Genomic DNA, 21,899 nt, shown 5'->3' with positions numbered 1-21,899 from the left:
TCTAAATTTCTATTGTTTTATCATATGGAATACTTTCTAGAATGTGCTCAATACACGCAATTCTAGCTTCGGTTTTCCTATTAGCTCTAATGATTTTCCATGGAGATAATTCGGTATTTGTTTTCTTGAACATTTTCTTTTTATAAACCGTGTAATTATCCCATAAATCCTGAGCTCTTTCATCAACAGGAGTCATTTTCCATTGCTTTAAAGGATCATTCTTAATTTCATCAAACCTTTTCTGTTGTTCCTTTTTCGAAATCGACATGTATATTTTTACCAATCTTATTCCAGATTGTAAAATCATCTTTTCAAAACCATTTACTTGCTTCATAAAAGTCTTATACTGCTCTTCAGTACAAAACCCATTTACAGGCTCAACAACCGCTCTATTATACCAACTTCTATCAAACAACACGAGCTCTCCTGCCTTTGGAAGCTGCTCCACATAACGTTGAAAATACCACTGCGTATTTTGCTCTTCTGTAGGTTTGGGTAACGCAACAATTCTCATAAAACGAGGATTAATTCTTTCTGTAATTCTTCGTATTGCTCCTCCCTTTCCAGCTGCATCTCTACCTTCAAAAAGAATTATAATTCTCTCCCCTTCTTTTATCGCCCAAGTTTGCAGACGTATCAACTCCACTTGAAGTTCTTCTAATCTTTCTAAATAATTAACATATCGAAGCGCTCTTTCAACATTATAAGGTTCTCTAGAAAGAATAGATATCATTCCTTTTTTAGTATTTAACTTTAATGCAGCCTCTTCTGTTAACTTAAAATTTTCTTTTTGGGTTGTATTTTCTCTTGTCATATTAGTCATTTTGTATAACAGATCTATAATAGCGCATTACAACATTCGGATCTGGATTCAAATTAGTCATCGCTTCCTCTTTTCCATCGTAATCAAACTTGGATAGCACATGTCTAATAGCTTCTAATCTTGCTACTTTTTTTGTATTTGTTTTAATAATGGTCCACGGACAATAAGTAGTATGTGTATTGGTAAACATTTCTTCTTTGTAATATGTATACTTATCCCACAATTCCTGACCTTTTTTATCCACAGGACTAAATTTCCAATGTTTTAGAGGATTTCCCATTCTCGCATCAAACCTTTTCAGCTGCTCCTTTTTCGTTATCGACAACCAAAACTTAATTACAACTACTCCATCTTCATACAACATATGTTCAAACTCTGGAACCTGCACCAAAAACTTTCGATATTGCGCATCTGTACAAAACCCCATTACTGGCTCTACTACCGCTCTGTTATACCAACTTCTATCAAAAAAAACTATCTCACCTGGATTAGGAAGCTCTTTTATATATCTTTGAAAATACCATTGACCTCTTTCCACTTCGGTTGGTTTATTAAGAGCCACTAAACGGGAAGATCTTGGATTAAGATGCTCCATAAATCTACGAATATTACCACCTTTTCCAGCAGCATCTCTTCCTTCAAAAATTACAGCAACGCGTTTATTGGTTTTCGCAACCCACTGTTGCAATTTCACCAACTCTATCTGTAGTAATCTTAATTCTTTCTCATAAAAAAGTTCCTTTTCAACACGTTTAAAAGGAATATCTTTCTCCGAAATTAACGCAAGTAACTCTTCGTTACTTTTTACACTTTCAAAATCCTCAACGGTTAACTTGGGCTTATTTTCCATACTCTTTTAATCTTTTACTAATGTATAAATTCTTAAGAAGAATTTGAGCAATTTTTCATTATTTCATTACCTTTAGTGCGGAACATATTTCTACATGAAAAAAAATATACTTTACCTTTTACTTGTAAGCTTTTCTTTCACAGGTTTTTCGCAAGTAAAATACAAGCACGCTTTTAGCATAATTAATGACAACGACTTATATATCTCAACGACTCAAGACAGATATTATACGAACGGAGTATTTTTAACATATAGTTTTGCAAGTGATTCAATTGCTAAAAATCAACTAAAGAAAATTTACTCTTTTGAATTGGGACAAAAATTATATTCTCCTTTTAGAGCGAACGTCAGAGATATTTCAGAACATGACAGACCTTTTGCTGGATATTTATACGCAAGAGTAGGTGTAAAAAAAATCTACAAAGACAATTCTTTTTTCGGATTATCAGGAGAAATTGGAATTATTGGGCCTTCTGCTTACGGAGAAGAGTCGATGAATTTTGTACATAGCATTTACGGCTTTAATCCCGCTGACGGATGGAAATTTCAAATTAAAGACGCTTTTGCTTTAAATTTTAGAGCAGAATATCTCACTCCTTTTTATGATAATAGTCGCTATTTTGATATAAACTGGAAAAGTTCAGCCAATATTGGAACTGTTTTTACAGATATCTCAACAGGTGTTTTTAGTAGAATTGGAACAAAACTACTACAAAAAGCAGCGAATACTGTTGCTTTCAACACCAATTTGAATAATACAAACTCACAATTCAACAATGAGACCGAAGCCTTCTTTTACATAAATCCTATGATTAGATTAGCCATCTATGATGCGACCATCCAAGGAAGCTTTTTAACTGAAAACAATGCAGTTACCTATGAGTTAAGACCTTGGGTACTGACAACTGAATTTGGATTTTGGTTCACCTCAAATAGATTCAATTTTAAGTATATGATTGTACATCATACTAAAAAGTTAGAAAGTGAAAATGTTCCTTCAGGAAATTTGTATGGAGGGATTCAAATCAACTATTTATTCAACTAATCAACAATTAAATTAAAAGTGTTGATAAAATAATTTTAAAAATTCATTGAATAGAATATCTTTGTACATCAAACTACTTACGAAGAAATAATGAAATTTATTGTATCTAGCTCACATTTATTAAAGCAATTACAAGTTTTAGGTGGGGTTATTAATAGTAATAATACATTACCAATTTTAGATAATTTTTTATTTGAATTATCTGAAAATCAATTAACTGCTTCAGCTTCTGATTTAGAAACTACTATGAGTGCAGTTATTAATGTTGAAAGCACAGATTCAGGATCTATAGCTATAAACGCTCGTTTATTATTAGACACTTTAAAAACATTTCCTGACCAGCCTTTAACATTTAAAACTCAAGGAGAAAACACTATTGAAATAAGCTCTGAACAAGGAAAATACGATATGGCTTTTTATAGCGGAGAGGAATTCCCTAAAGCTATTGAGTTACCATCACCTTCTAGTACAGAAATTCCAGCTCATGTTTTAGCGACAGCGATTTCTAAAACAATTTTTGCCGCTGGTAATGACGACTTAAGACCTGTAATGAGTGGAGTATTTTTTCAATTCAACTCTAAGGAGTTAACTTTTGTCGCAACTGATGCTCATAAATTAGTTAAGTATACTAGAAAAGATGTTTCTGCGGATAAGTCTGCTGAATTCATTATGCCTAAGAAGCCTTTAAATTTATTAAAAGGAATTTTAGGTGGAGCTGACGAAAATGTATTAGTTGAATATAATGATACAAATGCAAAGTTTACATTTGATAACGTAGTGTTAGTTTGTCGTTTGATTGATGGGAAATACCCAAATTACGAAGCAGTAATACCTAAAGAAAATCCAAATAAATTAACGGTTGATAGAGCATCTTTCTTAAACTCTGTTCGTCGTGTTTCTATTTTCTCTAGTAAAACAACACATCAAATTCGTTTAAAAATGGCAGGAACAGAATTAAATATTTCTGCTGAGGATTTAGATTATGCTAATAAAGCGGATGAGCGTTTGAGCTGCGACTATCAAGGAGATGATATGCAAATCGGATTCAACTCTCGTTTTTTAAGCGAAATGCTAAACAATTTAAATGCTAATGACGTTCAATTAGAAATGAGCTTACCTAACAGAGCTGGAATTTTAACTCCAATCGACGGAACTGAAGATGGAGAACACATTACAATGCTAGTTATGCCTGTAATGTTAAATGGATAATTTTCTAACCTGTTTAAAAACATATAAAAAGTCCTGAGAAATTCTCAGGACTTTCTTTTTTATTAATTCAAATAAAAATCCAAATTAGTATTGCAAAGTAACTGAAACAGTATTTGGATTTGTAGTATACCAATGTGCCCAATGTCTAGACTCTCCTTCTAAAGGAATATATCTTTCTGGTGCCCAAGGAAATCCAACAGACCATGCATAAGTTCTCTGTGCCTTATTACAGTTACAATACCTTGAACCAGAAGCAGTCGCAACAAAATTTACTGGAGGAAAACCTGGAGTTGAACGAACTTCATAAGACATATCATACTCTAATCTATTATCTGTCTTTGCAGTTTTCCACCAAGACCACCACAAAAATTTCTTGCGTTCCTCAACTTTTGTACTAGAGCCTATTGAGCTGTAAAAACCCCAAAAACCATCAAACTGTCTAGCTTTCATTCTATAATTACTACTAAAGTATTGATAGTTCGTTTGCGATTTTTCAACATAATTTTGTTCTTTATCGATACTATTTTCATGCATAAAAACAGTTAAAGACTCACTAAACTCAATTGTTTTACCTGGTTGAATTTTTACTTTACCAGCTTTATATTGCTCAATAAAATTGGTAATATCTCCTGAGCCAGATGACGCAGTGTAAGTGTAAACAAACTCTCCATCAATTCTAAAGATTTTCTCTCTAATACCTATTTCTCCATCTTCATTCAACATTAATAACAACATATCATCATTTGACGCAACCGTTGGAATTGACTTTTCTTCTATTCCTTTTTCCTCAGCTTCATTAGCACTTAAATTGTAAACTAATAATAATGGATTATATAATCCTCTGTCAGAAAAAGATCTTGCTTCATCTAAATAATCGATATCTGATTCTACTCTTTCTTTGATGAAACCTTTTAACTCTTCAACAGAATTAAAATGTAGCATTGCTTTTCCTTCTTTTCTTTTAGAAGTTGTAATTGTTTCTTCGGGTGACTCAGAAATAATTTCTTCTTCTTTACAACTAATAGCTAGTGTTGCTATTATAATTAGCATTAAAATTTTTTTCATGATAGTTTTAAATTAAATAGTTTTTAAAAATTTACCTACTCATACGCTTTTCGGTTTACGCGATGTTTAAGGTTGATCAATCCTTATTTTCTTTCTCTTCTTACTAAATAGCACTGCAAACATAATTGCATTAAAAAATGTTTTCACCATGATAAGTCCTAGATAAACAAAAGGAAAAAGCCCCATAAAAAAACAGGAAACAATTTTAGGTAAACCTTTAACTTTTTTTGTTAATATCTTACACTTTAATAAGTCATAAATAATTGTATTTTTACGTTCTGTAAATACACAAAACAGTATGGGCAAAATCATTGCAATAGCAAATCAAAAAGGAGGAGTTGGTAAAACTACTACATCAGTAAACCTAGCAGCTGCCTTAGGAGTTCTTGAAAAAAAAGTACTTTTAATCGATGCTGATCCACAAGCAAATGCTACTTCTGGATTAGGAATTGATGTTGAAAGTATTGAACTAGGTACTTATCAAGTTCTAGAACATACAGCAAGTGCAAAAGACACTATTATCAAAACAGAATCTCCTAATGTTGATTTGATTCCAGCTCATATTGATTTAGTAGCAATTGAAATTGAGTTAGTTGACAAAATAGAGCGTGAGTACATGCTTAAAAAAGCATTAGCGGAAATCGTTGATGATTACGACTATATTTTAATTGATTGTGCTCCTTCATTAGGATTAATCACGCTGAACTCATTAGTTGCTTCTAACTCGGTAATAATTCCTATTCAATGTGAATATTTCGCCTTAGAAGGATTAGGAAAATTATTAAACACTATCAAAAGTGTTCAGAAAATACATAATAAAGACCTTGAAATTGAAGGTTTATTGTTAACCATGTATGATGCTCGATTACGTTTATCTAATCAGGTAGTTGATGAAGTAAGAAAACACTTCAGCTCAATGGTTTTTGAAACAGTAGTACACAGAAACATACGTTTAAGTGAAGCTCCAAGTTACGGAGAAAGCATTATTTCATACGATGCAACAAGTAAAGGTGCGGTTAATTATATTAACTTAGCAAATGAAATTATAAATAAGAACTAGAACATGGCAAAGGCAACAAGGAAGCAAGCTTTAGGAAGAGGATTATCTGCTTTGTTAAAAGAGACTGCAGAAGTAAATTCAGCATCAGACGAAAATGCTGATAAAGTTGTTGGAAGTATTATTGAAATCGATTTAAAACTAATTGAAGTAAATCCTTTTCAGCCAAGAACTTACTTCGACGAGGAGGCGTTAAATGAATTAGCTGCTTCTATTAAAGAATTAGGAGTTATACAGCCTATTACGGTTAGAAAATTAGCTGAAGATAAATTTCAATTAGTTTCTGGGGAAAGAAGGTTTAGAGCTTCTAAATTAATAGGAAACACAACGATACCAGCTTACATTAGAATAGCTAATGATCAAGAAATGCTAGAAATGGCATTGGTTGAAAATATTCAGAGAAAAAATCTTGACCCTATTGAAGTTGCTCTTTCTTATCAGCGTTTAATTGATGAAATTAAACTTACTCAAGAACAATTGAGTGTTCGAGTTGGTAAAAAACGTTCTACGGTAACTAACTACCTAAGATTATTAAAATTAGACCCTATTATTCAAACAGGAATGAGAGATGGGTTCATTTCAATGGGACACGGTAGAGCGCTTATTAATATCGATAGCGAGAAAGATCAAATTGATATTTACGAGAAAATTTTACGCGATAAATTATCTGTTAGACAAACAGAAGATTTAGTAAGAATCTTTAAATCAGGCGTTACCAAGAAACCTGAATCTAAGAAGAATACATTACCTACAGAAATTTCAAGTAGCTTAAAGAATTTTAGCGAGTTTTTTAGTGCTAAAATCGATGTTTCAGTAAACAATAAAGGAAAAGGGAAAATTTCTATTCCTTTTGATTCTATTGAAGATTTTAATCGTATCAAAAAATTATTGAAGTAATTGAAATACGCAGTTCACATATTTATTATTTTCTTGTTAACTAATAGTACTATTTTTAGTCAAGAAAAAGATTCTACAAAAACTAGATCGATTCAATTCACTCAAATCAAACAACCAGATTATGATCCTTTAAATCCTTCAAGAGCTGCATTTTACTCAGCTATTTTTCCGGGTGCGGGTCAAATCTACAATAATAGATATTGGTGGCAATTACCTCTTATTTATGGAGGAATGGCAACAAGTATTTACTTTTATATAGACAATAACAACGAATACCAACGCGTTCGAACTGCCTTTAAAAGAAGGAAAGCAGGTTTACCAGACGAGTTTTCAGATATTAACGGTAATCCATTAATATCAGATGCTGGTTTGGAAAGCGCACAAAGACAGTTACGTCAGAACAGGGATTTATCGTTATTAACTACGGTACTTATTTATATTTTACAAATTGTTGAAGCAAGTGTTACAGCTCATTTAATTCAGTTTGATAATACGGATAGCTTAACACTGACTCCTTCGGCTATGCCAAATTTCAATTACAACGAAGAAAGTACTCACAAACTAGGTTTAACCCTAAAATATTCTTTTTAATTATGAAACTAGCCTTATTGGGTTATGGTAGAATGGGTAAAGAAATTGAAAAAATTGCCCTAGAAAGAGGACATGAAATAGTAATCAAGTCTAATGGTGAAGAAAATTATGATATAACTCAAGCTGATGTGGCAATCGATTTTAGCATACCTAATTCAGCCTTTAATAATATATCTACTTGTATTAACCATAACATTCCTGTAGTTTCAGGAACAACGGGTTGGTTGGATAAGTATGATGATGCTGTTGCTTTATGCAAAGAGAAAAAAGGAGGTTTTATTTATGCCTCTAACTTTAGCCTAGGTGTTAATATTTTCTTTGCGCTAAACGAAAAATTAGCGGCTATGATGAATTCTCAAAAACAATATACAATTGACATTGAAGAAATTCATCATACCAAAAAATTAGATGCGCCAAGTGGAACGGCTATTACCTTAGCTGAAGGAATTATTGACAACTCTGACAAAAAGAAATGGGAATTAGACGGTGAGATTTCTGATGAAAATATTCCTATAAAAGCTGTGCGAACTCCTGATGTACCTGGTACACATACAATTAACTATAACTCTGAGGTAGATTCAATTGAAATTAAACATACGGCTCATAACAGAAAAGGATTTGCACTAGGCGCTGTTGTTGCTGCAGAGTGGCTTATTGGAAAAGAAGGTGTTTTCTCAATGAGAGATGTGTTAAACATTGGTTAAAAGAAATATTTTTGATAACAAATAAGACGAAATTGCGTCTTACGTATTTTATAAAACAAAACAAAAAATTATGTCATTTACGGGTTGGTTTATTTTATTCTTAACAGTCCAATTTATTCACTTTATCGGAACATGGAAGTTATATGAAAAAGCAGGTAGACAATCTTGGGAAGCTGCTATTCCAATTTACAATGCAATTGTTCTTTTAGGAATTATAAAAAGACCAAAATGGTGGATTATTTTATTATTTATCCCTATTGTAAACTTAATCATGTTTCCTGTTATATGGATTGAAACAGCTCGTAGCTTTGGTTTTACAAGTACAAAAGATACATTTTTAGCAATCTTTACTCTTGGTTTTTATAATTTATATATCAACTACTTTACGGATGCTTCCTATAGAAAAGATAGAAGTTTAGATCCACCAAAAGGTGCTGGTGAATGGATTAGTTCAATTGCTTTTGCAGTAATTGCAGCGACAATTGTGCATAATTACTTTATTCGCCCATATGTAATCCCTTCTTCCTCTTTGGAGAAATCTTTATTAATTGGCGATTATTTATTCGTAAGTAAGTTTCATTATGGAGCTCGTGTACCAATGTCAAGCATGGCTTTACCAATGATCCATGACACGATTCCTTTAATTAAATCAAAATCATACGTTTTTAACGATAATTACGAAGAAAGAAACTCGTCGTTTGCTAATAAGTTTCAATTGCCTTACATGAGACTTCCTGGTCTTACTTCAATAAAAAGAAATGACATCGTGGTATTTGGGCAACCAGCCGATACACTGCGCGATATGAACGACTTAAAACCAGACAGAACTTACTACAAACCTATCGACAAGAAATTAAATCTTGTAAAACGTTGTGTTGGTGTTGCTGGTGATAGTTTAGAAATAAGAGACGGATATATATACATTAACGGAAAACGTTCTGTTTTACCTCCGAATGCAAAACCTCAGTGGTATCATATTGTAGATACCGAAGGAAAAAAATTTAGCGAAGCTGCTTTAATGAGATACAACGTAAGATTTGAGGAAGCATATACGACGAGAGAAGGTAAATATCTTTTAAATCTGACTGATGAAGAAGCTACATTAATTGGCAAAAATCCTATTGTTAAAAGTGTAACAAAAAAAATAGCACCAAAACATAAATCCGACCTTGAGCTTTTTCCACAAAGCCCTTTATATCGATGGAATATCGATAATTTTGGCCCTATTTATATTCCTAAAAAAGGTGCTACAGTTGCTATTACTAAAGAAACAATTCCGTTTTACAAGCGTATTATCAGAGAATACGAAAAGAATGATTTAACTTTTGTCAACGATAATATTTACATCAACGGTAAAAAAGCCGATACTTATACCTTTAAGCAAGATTATTATTGGATGATGGGAGATAATCGTCAAAACTCGTTAGATGCTAGAAGATGGGGGTATGTTCCTTTTGACCATGTAATAGGAAAACCAGTTATGATTTGGTTCAGTAAAGACAACGAAACTGGAAGAATTCGATGGGAGCGTATGTTTATGACGGTAACAAACGGAGAGTCAAAATCGTATTTTTGGTTAGGGCTTTTATCTGCTGGTTTAATCTTGTTCTTTGTATTTAAACCTAAAAAGAAAAAAGCTTAATAGTGGGATTATTCATACCTACATATTTTTCACCTATTAGTCAATATGCCTTTATCAATAAATCGGATAAAGTAATTTTTGAATTTGAAGATAATTTCCAGAAACAGACTTATAGGAACAGATGCTATATTTACGGTGCAAATGGCAAGTTATTGTTAAACATTCCTGTTAAACACAATAAAACAGAAGGACGTAAAAAAACAAAGGATACTTTAGTTGAAAATAGCTTTCCATGGCAAGACCAACATTTTAAATCCTTAAAAACAGCCTACCAATCGTCACCTTTCTTTGAATTCTTTGAAGATGACTTAGCAAAAATATATCATAAAAAATACGTATATTTAGTAGACTTAAATATTGATACGTATTTATTTGTTACTGATGCTTTACAAATTAGTCAAGAATTTTCAAAAACTAATCAATACGAAATATCACCAATAGTTAACGATTATAGGGATTTTTCAGTTGCTAAAAATGGTAATATATCAATAGAAATGGACAGTTACACCCAAATGTTTGATGACAAGTTTGGGTTTATTTCTAATTTATCGATTCTAGATCTTTTATTTATGGAAGGTCCTAATTCGATATCTTATCTTGAAAGTGTAAAAATAGTATAATTAGCAACTTAAAGCTTACAACTTATGTTAGAATCCGCTTTAATTAGTGAGTTTTCTCGCTTTTATATGAGCAACATATCTGATGAAGCAATTGACTTATTTTCAAAGATTGTAAAACTCAAAAAGTATAAAACTGGTGATGTTTTAATAAATAAAGGAACTTCTAAATTTTATATAATTATAGAAGGTATTGTCGCAACATTCTCAAAGAACTCAAATAAAGATAGAGAATATATTAGGACGATTCATCTTGAAAACTATGCCTTTACAGACTTGTTTTATCAGATTGACGACTTGAAGTTATCGCATATTGATTTAGATAAAAAACTACCTGAGGATTATTATAGATGCATTACTGCTTGTACGTTACTAGAAGGTGATTTTAATGACTTTATAGATTTAAGTACTCAGAATCACGAGATTTCTCTCCTCTACAACAAGGTAAATCAAACGATACTTTTGCAAATTTTAAAAAGACTTGATAGACTTTCGTTATTAGACGCAACCGATCGTTATAAAATTTTAAAAGAAAGAATTCCTCAAATAGAAAACTTAATACCTCAATATCAAATAGCTAGTTATTTAAATATAACGCCAGTACAATTAAGTAGGATCCGAAAAAAATTATATTCAAAATAGATTTATAAACATAGGTTTATCTAGAGAATTGTGAATTTACATTAAATTTACAATCGAAATATCCCTATTTCGTTTCCCCTTAAAAAGACTTGTTTTCCCTCATAATACAAGTCTTTTTATTTCGTAATTCTTTCTACTAATGAATTGATTTGAGTTGAAATTTTTAATTTGACAATCAGATAGCTATATACTGCAATTATAATAATACTTTTTAGTATCATATTTAATAACGAATCTATTGGTAATCTTGCAATTTTCATTTCAGGTAAATTAAAATCCCAGAAATAAAAACCAATAAACATGATGACAATAACAACAAATGCAATACCCGTTTCTTTTGTTATTGGGTTCATGTTCATCTTTTTATGAACAAACAAAAGCTTGATAGAATTGAAAATAAATACAGTTATTAATGTAGCCAGTGCTAATCCATCAGTAGTCATATCCATTTTTCTATAGAATAAAACATTCAAAAAGTAAACGGTTAACGCTGTACCAATACCAATAGGAAAAGTAACCTTATAATATTTAGAATTAGATATAATAGGCCCGTTATTTCCTAAAAACATATTATACATTTTAGCAATTGATATTAATAAAACAGCTAAAACACCTTGGTCATATCCTTTTGGCATTAACTTAAACAACTCAACTATATTACAGTTAATCAACAAGAAAAACAACCCTCCTATTACCAATAAATTAATCGAACTCTTTTTGTACAAATTATCAACCTCCGTATCATTGTTTTCGTTTAATGATTTAGAAGTTAGAGGCTGTAAGATTTGCCCTAAAGCCCTACTAGGAGCTTCAATAAAAGAACCTATAAAAACGGCTACAGTATAATATGCAGCTGCACTAAAAGCTTCTTTACCTGTGACCATTACTTTATCAATATCTAAAATTAAAGCTCCAGCACTACCGGCAAAAATTATAAATAACGAATAAGAAGCTATCTGCTTGTAATTTTTAGGCAGACTTATAGAGAACTTAGGAAAATAGACTTTAAACGCATAAAACATCATGATAAGCGTTCTCAAAATATAAAAACCCGTAAGCCAAAATATAAACTGAGTTTTTGTAATAATCTGAAAAGAGACAGATAATAGTAAAATAAGTACAACAGCTCTATTGTAAAACTCTTTAAGAAAGTTACCTACTACAGTTTTCAGATGTACTTTAGACCAGGCGTAAAAGACTTCAAAATACGCGCAACAAATTGATACAATGTAAATAACAATAGTATAGCTTTCAATTTGTTTATTTTCTTCTGAAAGGAAATTTGTAACTATAAAATCTTGAATATAATTCCACAAAAAACCTACAGGAACTCCCACTAAAAGAGGTAATATCAACGCAATCGATAAAAACTTATCCTTTTCTTTTTTCTCTTGATAAACAGAAAAAAACTTAATAATTGTATAATGAACACCTAATGCCATTAACGGCATAATTAAGTTTGAATATGAAAGTAAGACAGTAACAATTCCTTGAAAAGTATCTCCTAAAATACCTGGATAGAAAAAAATTGTATTTAAGCCTCCAATTAAGAATCCTAAATAAATTACAATGGTATTTTTAAATGATTGTTTAAATATTATCCCCAATTTATTTTGTTTTGGCTATCTCTTTAATAATTTTTGATAAATCTTTGGTTAATTGCTTTCGATGATATTTTTCAATGTTTGAAGAGTTAACCGTTAAAGCTCCTAATTTATAATTTTTATATAAGCTTTTTATCTCCTGTTTTAATTCTTTTCGGTTTTCATAATCAAATGTTCTTCCTGCATTTGTTTCGTTTAAAACATCAGCTAAATCACCATCCTCTGGACCAATAGCTATAATCGGTCTTTTTGCCTGAATATATTCAAATACTTTCCCCGTAACAATTTCTCTTGCATTTGGAGTATTATTCACCACTAACAATAAAACTTGAGATTGCTTTTGGTATTTTTTCGCTTCTTGATGAGGAACGTAATCTAATTGTAGAATATTTTTGAACTTAAACGAATCTATTTCCTTTTTGACAACATGCTCATCTAACTTACCAATTAATTGAATCTGAAGATCGTTATAAAACTCAGGTTCTTCCTCTCCTATTTCATGTAAAACCTCCCATAATAATTTAGGATTTCTAGCTGCATTCATAGAACCAATATGAGATATTGTAAACTTCGAATCTAAAACTAAATTTTCTTCCACAATTCCATCAGAATCATAACCATTTGTAATTACTTCTATAGAAGTTGCCTGATTTTTATACTTCTCTTTAGAAGTTTTACTTACCATTATTACTTTATCTGCATTTTTAAAAACTTTATCTTCTAAATTAAAATGTTTGTTTTTAGCAAATTTTGTTAGTGGCAGTAAATGAAAGTAATCAATTCCTGTCCAAGGATCTCTAAAATCAGCAATCCATTTAATTCCTAATTGTTTTTTTAAATGAAAACCAATCATATGCAGACTATGAGGAGGACCCGTAGTTATGATAACATCTATTTCATTTTTTGATAAATACTTTTTTATCTTTTTTACAGATGGTTTAATCCAAAACATTCTTGCATCAGGAATAAAAAGATTAGCTCTGATGTAAATTAAAATTTTCGAAAGCAATGATGGATTTTCTTCTAAAAAACCTGCACTGTTCTGAACTTTCCTTTTCTTCAGTTTAGACAATACACTGTTAGGTTCGAATATTGGGCACTTAATAACCTCTATACCTACAGGAATATCACTTTGTAAACTATTATCAATTATCGGATAATTAGGATTATCTGCAGTAAAAATTACAGGTTCAATACCGAAATTTCTTAAATACTTAGTAAACTTTAACCAACGTTGAACTCCAGCTCCACCTGCAGGTGGCCAATAATATGTAACAATTAGAACTTTCAATTAATAGTTTTATATATTTCTTTTAATTTGTTAGAAGTTTTATCCCAAGTATAAGACTCTCTGACAAATTTTTTTCCATTCTCACCTAACTTATTTCTTAATTCTGGGTTGTTATATAGTTTTAGTAATTTAACAACAAAATCATTTACATCTCTATCTTCATGAACCAATCCAGAATTTACTTGCTCTACCATTTCCTTTTGAGCTGTAGCATTGCTAACTAACAAAGGTTTACCAAAACTCATATACTGAAAAATTTTATTCGCATAAGCTACATCATGTTGTTTACTGCGGTGTAACGGAGATAAACAGACATCACTTGCTTTTATAAAAGAAGGGAATAGTTTAACATCTCTCCAACCTTTAAAATCAACATAATCTTCTAGAGCTAATTCTTTAACTTTATTTTTCAATACATAATCCGTTGTGCTAGAACCAACTATCACTAGTTTAATATTTGATATTCTATCTTTAAGTTTAGAAACACCTTCTATCGCCAATAACAAACCTCTCCTAGTATGAGTGTCGCCAAGATACAACATAGTAAAGTAATTAGTATAACTCATAATCAATTCTTTGTTAAACTCAGCATTTAAATAAAAAGATGTGCTAATTGTGTTAGAAACTAAAACAACTTTTTGGGGGTTATGAACTCTATCTTTTAATTCTGAAACCAATTGAGGAGAAACTGATATTACATAAGATGCCTTTTCTATAAATTCTTGCTCTTTTTGCTTCCATTTTTTTGGGGATATAATATATTTACCTGGAAACTTTTGAAGATGGGGATAAAACTTCATGTTTTCAGGAATATTATCATGTATATCCAAAACAACTGGTAGTTTGAAACTTTTATTTGCCTGAAAAACTGCTTCTGCTACTCTAATGTCATGACAATGAATTATATCTATATTATTATTCCTTAAAAAGCTTTTAACTTTTTTTTTCATTAACATAGTATATAACGGAATTGAGTAAGCTAAAGCAGAAAGCTTATATTCTATCTTATTACTGTTATATCGTATTACTTTGATCCCATTAACCTCATCATTCCTTTTCTGGTTTTTATAATTCAAACAAAAAAGAAATACTTCATATCCATCTTTTATTAATTCAATAGCTTCGTTTTCCACTCTAGGATCAGGAGGGAAAACGTCATCTAAAATCATACCTATTCTCATTTCCCCTTTTTTTCAGCAAAAACGGCATAATATCTAGGCGTAAACCTCCTAAGAATTGGTCTAAATCCATTTAGTTTAGTTGGACTAATCCACTTCTCTGCTTCTTTTATTTCCCAACCCGATTTTTCTAATAACCAATCAAACTGCCAATCTTCAAACTCATGAAAATGGCGATCCCACATATCAGTTTTACTTCTGTATGCACTAGCAAACCATAACCTCAAAGGTATAGTAGTAATAAGTTTATCGCACTGAATCTCTCTCAAAATACTAAAAGGAGAAACCAAATGTTCAAATACTTCAAAAGAAGTAACTGCATCTACTTCAAAATCTCTAACTATTTCAGGCATCAAATCAAAATCTTCGCCATTCGTATTATACACCGTATATCCTTCTTTTTCCATTATCTCGCTAAATGGATTTCTAACACCCAAATCTAAAATAACAGCCGGAGGTGGTAATACTCTTCTTAAAAAGTTTATTGTTTTATTATATCGATAAGTAGGTACGTTTGGAAACATGATAGTATTAGTTATTTACAAACAAATCTATACATTCAAATAATATTTTCTGTATATTTTTTTGAATAAAATTAAAAAGGAACAATTAATATTGTTCCTTTTTAATTTAAGCACTCTTTATCAATGCAGTTTCCCTTCCTGAGGATTTTCAATTTTATAGCACACAAATCTATTTTTTATTCTTTTCAAGAAAAAACTTTATATTCGACTTTTTATAAAAAGCACAAACAAATTTAAATAGTCTAGGAGTTGAAAAATTCTAAAAACTTAAGCTTAATCTTACTCTTTTCCTTTTATTCATTAATGTTAATTTCTCAATCTAAACATCAGATTAATGATTATAAAGAAAGTGAGACTTTTAGAAAGATGAGTAAATTTAAAAACACTAACCTAGATAGTCTTTTATTTTATTCTGATAAAGGAGAACTTTCATCAAATCCTTGTGAAAAATTAATAGCTTTTACTGCTAAAGCATATTACCATTACAGAAAAAATGAAATTGAAAAATGCAAAAAAGTAATTGATAAAACAATACAAGAAGTAGATTCATTATTAAATATCAATCCTAAAAACATTTGTTATACCAAAATAAAGTTAAGCACATTAAATAGATTATTTTGGATTCATAAAAATTCAGAAGAATATCAAAAAGCATATACAAATTTGCTCTCAATGTCTGATTTTTTAAATAATGTTAAAAACAAAAACTTTGACGGATTTGATTATTTTGTAAATATTGAAAATTCAAAAGCTCTCATAAAAAAAGACCTTAATCAAGAAGAAGAGGCTAAGTCCATTTTAATAAAAATAATTAAAAAAGTTGACCAGAAAATTAACAGTGAAAATGATTTTTATGACCAACAAAATTTAACTCATGTAAAAGCTAATACACTATACCTATTAGGGCAAACTTACATGGCTCTAAATAAAAAAACAAAGAAAGAACAACTATTAGATTCTGCATCTACTTGTTTTGAAAAAGCTTATAGCTCTGCTAAAAAAATTATCCCACCACATCCAGATTCTAAATTAATGTATCAATTTAGAAAAACTGATATTCTAATAACTAAAAAAGAATACAAAGAAGCCTTAAAATTAATTGATTCTTTAAATCTACCTGAAAATCTGGATGATATAGACTATAAAAGTGAAATTTACTTTTATAGAACACTTATATTTAATGGATTGAACAAATATGATTCTATTATTTATTCAGCAAAAAAATCACTTGAAAACCATAATCTTAAAGGAAGTAGATTAATCTCTATTTATAACATTCTTTCAAATGAATACAATCGTATTAATGAACTTGATAGCGCTATTAAATATTCAAAACTCACGCTAAAAGAGTTTAATTTTAGTAAAGAAAACAAACAGAAAACGTATCAACTACTTTACGATAATGACCTTGAAAAAATTACAGAGTTAAACAATGTAATTCTTGAAAAAGAAAAAAAGAAAAGTCTAACAACCATTTTACTTTACACGCTAATTCTAGTAATAATTTCATCATTTTTTTTATTTAAAAGAAAGAAATACAAGAAAGAAATTTCAGAAAAAAGTGATGAGTTAAAAAGTACTATTGTAAATGCTAAAAGGGATTTAGAAAAAGAAAAATCTCAAAGTAAAAAAACAATGAGAAAGTCAAAAGTTAATTATAATATTGAAGCCCAATTAGAGGAAAAAATATTGAATCAAATAAAACAAATTGAAATTAACCACGAGTTTTTAAAACATGATTTTTCAATAAACACTATTGCAGAAAAAGTAAATACCAATAGTACATACGTATCTTTTGTATATAACAAACATCATGACGTTCCTTTTAAGCAATACTATACTCAAAAAAAGATTGAATACGCTTTAGACTTAATTAAGAATAAGGAATATTATAAAAAATACTCTATTGAAGGCTTAGCGAATATTGTTGGCTATACAAATGCATCAGCCTTCAGTAGAGCTTTTAAAAAATACATGAATGTTTCTCCTTCTGAATACATTAAAAACTTAAACAAGTAATTTCTTCTTCTTAAGGAACAAAATAACAAAAGGCATTAAAATTAAAAGTAAATAAAAATAAAGGGATAAGCTTCCTCCTTTATCAACAATAGTCGGTTGAAATTTAAATTCAATAGTATGAGTTCCTGCTGGAATTTCCATTCCTCTCAACACGTAATTAACTTGATAATGTGGAGCTAATTCTCCATCCACATAAGCATTCCATCCATCTTTATAGTATATCTCAGAGAAAACTGCAAATTGCTCAATATTTGAACTACTTTTATATTTCAAATAATTCAACTTATTATCCAGTAAATTTATACTCGCTAAAGAATCAGTTTTAAAAACTGTTTTACCACTGTATTTATCAGCTCTAATAATTGCTTGTTTCTTAGTATCTAAATTACTCAAAGCAAGGATTTCTTCATTAGCAGACTTAACAGGTAATAAGCTATCTACAAACCAAGCGTGCCCATTTGCTTCTTTGTTTACTTCATAGGTATTCTCATCTGCAATAAAATACTTAGTATTCAACATGTTAAAAATCTCCATGTTGTTTTTAGCCACTTGATAATCAATAAGCTCCTGATATCTTTTTAGTTTTGCTGCATGATAACCTCCAACAGATCTATGAAAGAAAGACGTCCTGTTTTCATTCATAAAGTTCCCGCTAAAATTAGCCACTCTGTAATAGCCTTTATCTTTTAAAATCTCTAAATCAGCTTTTGAAGGAACAAAAGGCTTATCAATTATTCTTGAGCTAACAAAATTTTCAGTATTAACATAATTGATATTGACTGAAACCAAATCAAATAAAATCAGCACTAGTATTACACCATAAACAATTTGCTTGTTGATTTTGTTTTTTAAGAATTGATAAATTATACCTCCAACTAATAAGACTAGAACAATTGACCTAAAACTATCGTAAAACAACATTGATTTTCGATCGCTAATTAATGCGTCTAATAAAGAAGGATACTGTTGATATTGACCATCACGAATACCCTCAAAACTAGAAGTCATATGAGCTAATAAGAATCCAACAATAATTAACCCCGCGACAATGTAGAATGATTTTTTTAGTGCTTCTACTTTTTCTTCTTTAGACTTTGACGATTTAAAAAGCTCGTTTAAACCTAAAATAGCCAATAAAGGAATACATAACTCAGCAATTACTTGAATGGAAGAAACTGCTCTAAATTTATCATAAAGTGGCACATAATCAATGAAAAAATTAGTTACGAAAGCTAAATTTTTCCCCCAACTTAATACTATGGAAAATATGGTAGCCGATACTAACCAATATCTCAACTTTCTCTCGACTAAAAATACACCAATAAAAAATAAGAATATAACTACAACTCCAATATAAGCAGGTGCTTCAACGATAGGTTGGTCTCCCCAATACGTTAAAACTTCTTTCGAATATTCTTTCGCAGCCTTCTTTCCTGCTATTTTTTCAAACTCTTTATAAAAGTTTGAGTTTTCACTTAATTTATCAACAGTACCACCTCCCATAAATCTAGGCACCATTAAATTCATAGTCTCAAGTTTTCCGTAGCTGTATTGAGTAATATAGTCATAGTCTAAACCTAAAAACTTCTTTTTCTTAGGTTTTCCATCAGTATCAATTGTTAATTCCGACTTACCTCTAATACTATAATCTGCATATTCTTGAGTTGCCATAAGTCTTGAAGCATTGACACCGATACCCACAATAAAGGCAATAATTATAACGGCAACCTGCCTCATAAAAGCTGAAATTTCCTTGGTCTTAATCGCTTCAAGTAACTCTACAATTCCTAAAATGAGCAAACAGAAACCTAAATAATATGTCATTTGAATATGACCTGCTCCTATTTCCATCGCCATTCCGATAGCAGCCAATAAAAAACCGAGTAAAAACCTCTTTTGAAATATTAGTAATACTCCTGAAATAATAATTGGCATGTAAACAATTGCATGCGCTTTTGCATTATGACCAGCACCTATAATAATTATTAAGTAAGTGGAAAATCCGAAAGCCAAGCCACCCATGATTGCTAACTTCCACTCAATTTTCAAAGTAACAAGTAGAATGAAGAAACTCAAAAAATATAAGAAAAGATAATCAGCCGGTCTTGGTAAAAATCTTAAAAGTCTATCAACCTCCTTTAAAAAGTCGTTAGGATAATTTGCACTTACTAAATATCCTGGCATACCACTAAAGGCATTTCCTAACCAATACGCTTCTTCGTTATTCTCTTCTCTAAATTCTTTTAATTCTTTTGATATTCCTTTGAATTGATCTATATCTGACTGTTTAATTTGCTTACCAGATAAAATCGGATTAAAGTATAAAACAGAAACAATTACAAATAAAAGTATTGCTCCAAAATAAGGTAATAGCTTGTTGATCTTCATAGTTAGTCTATTTCTTCAAAATCAATATACTCTCCTACTGATTTATCACTTTCTTTAGATTGGTTAGGTTTTTTATCTATTATGGTTTCACCAACTTTAACACTTTCGTCTTTATTGGTAGTTCTTTGTTGTTTTTCAACTCGCTCTTGCATTTTTTGAACAGCCTTTTTCATTAAATATGGAGCAAAAAGTCTGGCTAAAAATTTAAGTGTATAATACACTAAAGCGATGATAAGTAATGTTCTTATAAAATTCATTGGTCCTGCTTGATGGATCTCTATCATTCTGTTTAAATAAAAAAGCAATCAAAAATAACAATTTGAACTAAAACCTTGCGTTAATAATCCTGTAAACTTATTAGATTGATAATTTTACTGTATGTTTGTAACACGTGTAAATGTTTGTGGTGAATATGATCAAAAAAATTTTTAGTGTAGTATTGTTGTTATTATTTTCAACAATTAGAGCACAATACACGGAAGTGATAAATTCGAATAAACCTGGTTTTTCGGAAAGTCCATATAGTGTAGGAACTGGAGTGTATCAGTTTGAAAGTAGTATCTTTCACAGAAACGCTTCGGCAATTCCAACGTTTAGTAATCCAAGAGCCACAGGATTAGAGTTACACTACAGAATGGGTTTATTAGATGAGTTTTTAGAACTTAGCTTAACCACTGCTCTTCAACAAAACGAATTTGCTTTTTTAAATGTTTTTGAATCTTCAAGGTCAGAGTTTGGTTTCGGACAATTTACCCTAGGAGCCAAATACTTAGTTTACAAACCTAAATATAGTGACCGTTCAAAAGAAATTAGAAGTTGGAAGAAAAGACATTCTTTTGATTGGTCTCGATGGATTCCTCATGTTGCTGTTTATGGAGGTATAAATTTTGGTTCTTTTTTAAGTGATTATCATGAAAGAGGAGGAATTACACCAAAATTTGGAGTTTTGCTACAAAACGAATTTTCTCATAAATTAAATGTCATTACCAACATTCATTATAATTATATAGGAGGATATTTACCCGAGTTTTCTTACGTCGTAACAGGTACATATAATTTTACGGATAAATGGTCTGGTTTTGTGGAACAACAATCTTTATTCAACAAACAAGAAAGCCAGAGTAATTTTGGTTTTGGAGCGGCTTATTTATTCAATAACAATTTACAAATAAACTCATCTTTAAGAGCTACATTCCAAGAAAACAGTACAGGCTTATATACAAGTATTGGTGTGTCTTACAGAATTAACAAACACGTAGATAAATATGTTGAATTAGACGAGTTTGGTAATAAGATAGAAGGAGACGAACTTCAAACTTACAATAAAGGTTTCTTCGGGCGTTTAATAGATAAAATCAAAAACTTATTTAAGAAAAAAGATAAAATAGGACCACAGTTAGAAACAGAGAAATCTGAAGAGGAATTAGAAAAAGAGAAAGAAGGTCGAGTAAGAGTTCGTCAAAAATCAGTTCTAGACGAAATAACTAAGAAAGATAAAAAAGCAAAGAAAAAAACAACGAAAGAAAAAGAAAAGGCTGCCAAGAAAAAGAAAAAAGAAGAAGAGAAAGCAAAGAAAAAGTTAGAAAAGGAAAAATTGAAAGAAGAAAAAAGAAAGAAAAAAGAGCAAGAAAAATTAGAAAAAGAAATTAAAAAACTCGAAGAAGAGTTGAAAAAAGAAGAGGAAAAAGAGAAAAAAGAAAAGGAAGAGAAAGAAAAAGAGGAAAAGGATGATGAGTAGATATTATAATTTTAC

Annotated in this window: 20 protein-coding genes; 11 read left to right on the top strand and 9 right to left on the bottom strand. The window is 30.4% G+C overall.

The window, feature by feature from the left end; all coding sequences use genetic code 11:
• Position 1: 1 nt before the first annotated feature.
• Positions 2-814 carry a polyphosphate kinase 2 gene (ppk2, locus tag ACOSP6_RS11580; protein ID WP_422093254.1) on the bottom strand — a complete coding sequence of 271 codons (813 nt, stop codon included), beginning with the start codon at positions 812-814 and terminating at the stop codon, positions 2-4.
• Position 815: 1 nt separating this feature from the next.
• Positions 816-1,673 carry a polyphosphate kinase 2 gene (gene ppk2 / locus ACOSP6_RS11575; RefSeq protein ID WP_422093255.1) on the bottom strand — a complete coding sequence of 286 codons (858 nt, stop codon included), beginning with the start codon at positions 1,671-1,673 and terminating at the stop codon, positions 816-818.
• A 94-nt stretch (positions 1,674-1,767) separates the two neighbouring features.
• Here ppk2 (ACOSP6_RS11575) and ACOSP6_RS11570 point away from each other — a divergent pair, with 94 nt between their 5' ends.
• Entirely contained in the window at positions 1,768-2,718 is a 951-nt protein-coding gene (locus tag ACOSP6_RS11570; RefSeq protein ID WP_422093256.1) for a lipid A deacylase LpxR family protein, read from the top strand.
• 90 nt (positions 2,719-2,808) lie between these two features.
• On the top strand, positions 2,809-3,927 hold the full coding sequence (dnaN, locus tag ACOSP6_RS11565) for a DNA polymerase III subunit beta (RefSeq protein ID WP_422093257.1): 1,119 nt from the start codon (positions 2,809-2,811) through the stop codon (positions 3,925-3,927).
• 84 nt (positions 3,928-4,011) lie between these two features.
• Here dnaN and ACOSP6_RS11560 read toward each other — a convergent pair whose 3' ends face one another.
• Positions 4,012-4,992, bottom strand: coding sequence for a hypothetical protein (locus ACOSP6_RS11560; RefSeq protein ID WP_422093258.1), 981 nt, complete (start codon positions 4,990-4,992; stop codon positions 4,012-4,014).
• Between the two features lie 298 nt (positions 4,993-5,290).
• Between ACOSP6_RS11560 and ACOSP6_RS11555 the strand changes: the two genes are divergently transcribed.
• The 7 genes from ACOSP6_RS11555 (at position 5,291) to ACOSP6_RS11525 (ending at position 11,142) form a co-directional block, all read left to right on the top strand.
• Positions 5,291-6,052, top strand: coding sequence for a ParA family protein (locus ACOSP6_RS11555; RefSeq protein WP_422093259.1), 762 nt, complete (start codon positions 5,291-5,293; stop codon positions 6,050-6,052).
• A 3-nt stretch (positions 6,053-6,055) separates the two neighbouring features.
• Positions 6,056-6,946 (top strand): ParB/RepB/Spo0J family partition protein, encoded by an 891-nt coding sequence (locus ACOSP6_RS11550; protein WP_422093260.1) that lies wholly within the window; start codon positions 6,056-6,058, stop codon positions 6,944-6,946.
• Positions 6,947-7,537, top strand: a complete 591-nt coding sequence (locus ACOSP6_RS11545) for a DUF5683 domain-containing protein (RefSeq protein ID WP_422093261.1) — start codon at positions 6,947-6,949, stop codon at positions 7,535-7,537. It abuts the gene before it with no gap.
• Positions 7,538-7,539: 2 nt separating this feature from the next.
• A complete protein-coding gene (gene dapB / locus ACOSP6_RS11540; protein ID WP_422093262.1) occupies positions 7,540-8,241 on the top strand; it encodes a 4-hydroxy-tetrahydrodipicolinate reductase in 702 nt (233 codons plus the stop codon).
• Positions 8,242-8,311: 70 nt separating this feature from the next.
• Positions 8,312-9,883 carry a signal peptidase I gene (gene lepB / locus ACOSP6_RS11535; protein ID WP_422093263.1) on the top strand — a complete coding sequence of 524 codons (1,572 nt, stop codon included), beginning with the start codon at positions 8,312-8,314 and terminating at the stop codon, positions 9,881-9,883.
• A gap of 2 nt (positions 9,884-9,885) precedes the next feature.
• The gene (locus ACOSP6_RS11530) at positions 9,886-10,503 is read left to right on the top strand and encodes a WbqC family protein (RefSeq protein WP_422093264.1); all 618 of its coding nucleotides are present in this window, start codon (positions 9,886-9,888) and stop codon (positions 10,501-10,503) included.
• A gap of 24 nt (positions 10,504-10,527) precedes the next feature.
• Complete coding sequence (locus ACOSP6_RS11525) at positions 10,528-11,142, top strand: Crp/Fnr family transcriptional regulator (protein WP_422093265.1); 615 nt, start codon at positions 10,528-10,530, stop codon at positions 11,140-11,142.
• Positions 11,143-11,258: 116 nt separating this feature from the next.
• Here the strand turns inward: ACOSP6_RS11525 and ACOSP6_RS11520 are convergent, their stop codons facing one another.
• The 4 genes from ACOSP6_RS11520 to ACOSP6_RS11505 are packed head-to-tail and all read right to left on the bottom strand — an operon-like array spanning position 11,259 to position 15,739.
• Entirely contained in the window at positions 11,259-12,749 is a 1,491-nt protein-coding gene (locus ACOSP6_RS11520; protein WP_422093266.1) for a lipopolysaccharide biosynthesis protein, read from the bottom strand.
• Between the two features lies 1 nt (position 12,750).
• Entirely contained in the window at positions 12,751-14,037 is a 1,287-nt protein-coding gene (locus ACOSP6_RS11515; RefSeq protein ID WP_422093267.1) for a glycosyltransferase family 4 protein, read from the bottom strand.
• Positions 14,034-15,218: a glycosyltransferase family 4 protein gene (locus ACOSP6_RS11510; protein ID WP_422093268.1), complete on the bottom strand. Its 1,185-nt coding sequence runs from the start codon at positions 15,216-15,218 to the stop codon at positions 14,034-14,036. Before ACOSP6_RS11510 ends, ACOSP6_RS11515 begins: the two co-directional genes overlap by 4 nt.
• Positions 15,215-15,739, bottom strand: a complete 525-nt coding sequence (locus tag ACOSP6_RS11505) for a methyltransferase (protein ID WP_422093269.1) — start codon at positions 15,737-15,739, stop codon at positions 15,215-15,217. Before ACOSP6_RS11505 ends, ACOSP6_RS11510 begins: the two co-directional genes overlap by 4 nt.
• Positions 15,740-15,988: 249 nt before the next feature.
• Between ACOSP6_RS11505 and ACOSP6_RS11500 the strand changes: the two genes are divergently transcribed.
• Positions 15,989-17,758, top strand: coding sequence for a helix-turn-helix domain-containing protein (locus ACOSP6_RS11500; protein ID WP_422093270.1), 1,770 nt, complete (start codon positions 15,989-15,991; stop codon positions 17,756-17,758).
• On the opposite strand, the gene ACOSP6_RS11495 is transcribed toward ACOSP6_RS11500, so the two are convergent.
• Together ACOSP6_RS11495 and ACOSP6_RS11490 are read right to left on the bottom strand one after the other, a co-directional pair.
• Positions 17,747-20,146 (bottom strand): YfhO family protein, encoded by a 2,400-nt coding sequence (locus ACOSP6_RS11495; protein WP_422093271.1) that lies wholly within the window; start codon positions 20,144-20,146, stop codon positions 17,747-17,749. The two genes, ACOSP6_RS11500 and ACOSP6_RS11495, sit on opposite strands and share 12 nt — an antisense overlap.
• Positions 20,147-20,148: 2 nt before the next feature.
• Entirely contained in the window at positions 20,149-20,430 is a 282-nt protein-coding gene (locus ACOSP6_RS11490) for a DUF4834 family protein (protein WP_422093272.1), read from the bottom strand.
• A 128-nt stretch (positions 20,431-20,558) separates the two neighbouring features.
• On the opposite strand from ACOSP6_RS11490, the gene ACOSP6_RS11485 reads away from it, so the two are divergent.
• Complete coding sequence (locus ACOSP6_RS11485) at positions 20,559-21,884, top strand: transporter (protein ID WP_422093273.1); 1,326 nt, start codon at positions 20,559-20,561, stop codon at positions 21,882-21,884.
• The last annotated feature ends 15 nt before the right edge of the window (positions 21,885-21,899 follow it).

This window comes from Tenacibaculum sp. MEBiC06402 (assembly GCF_049239625.1).
GTDB lineage: Bacteria > Bacteroidota > Bacteroidia > Flavobacteriales > Flavobacteriaceae > Polaribacter.
Note: the sequence above shows the minus strand (reverse complement) of the source record. Positions and strands in the feature narration are given on the sequence as shown.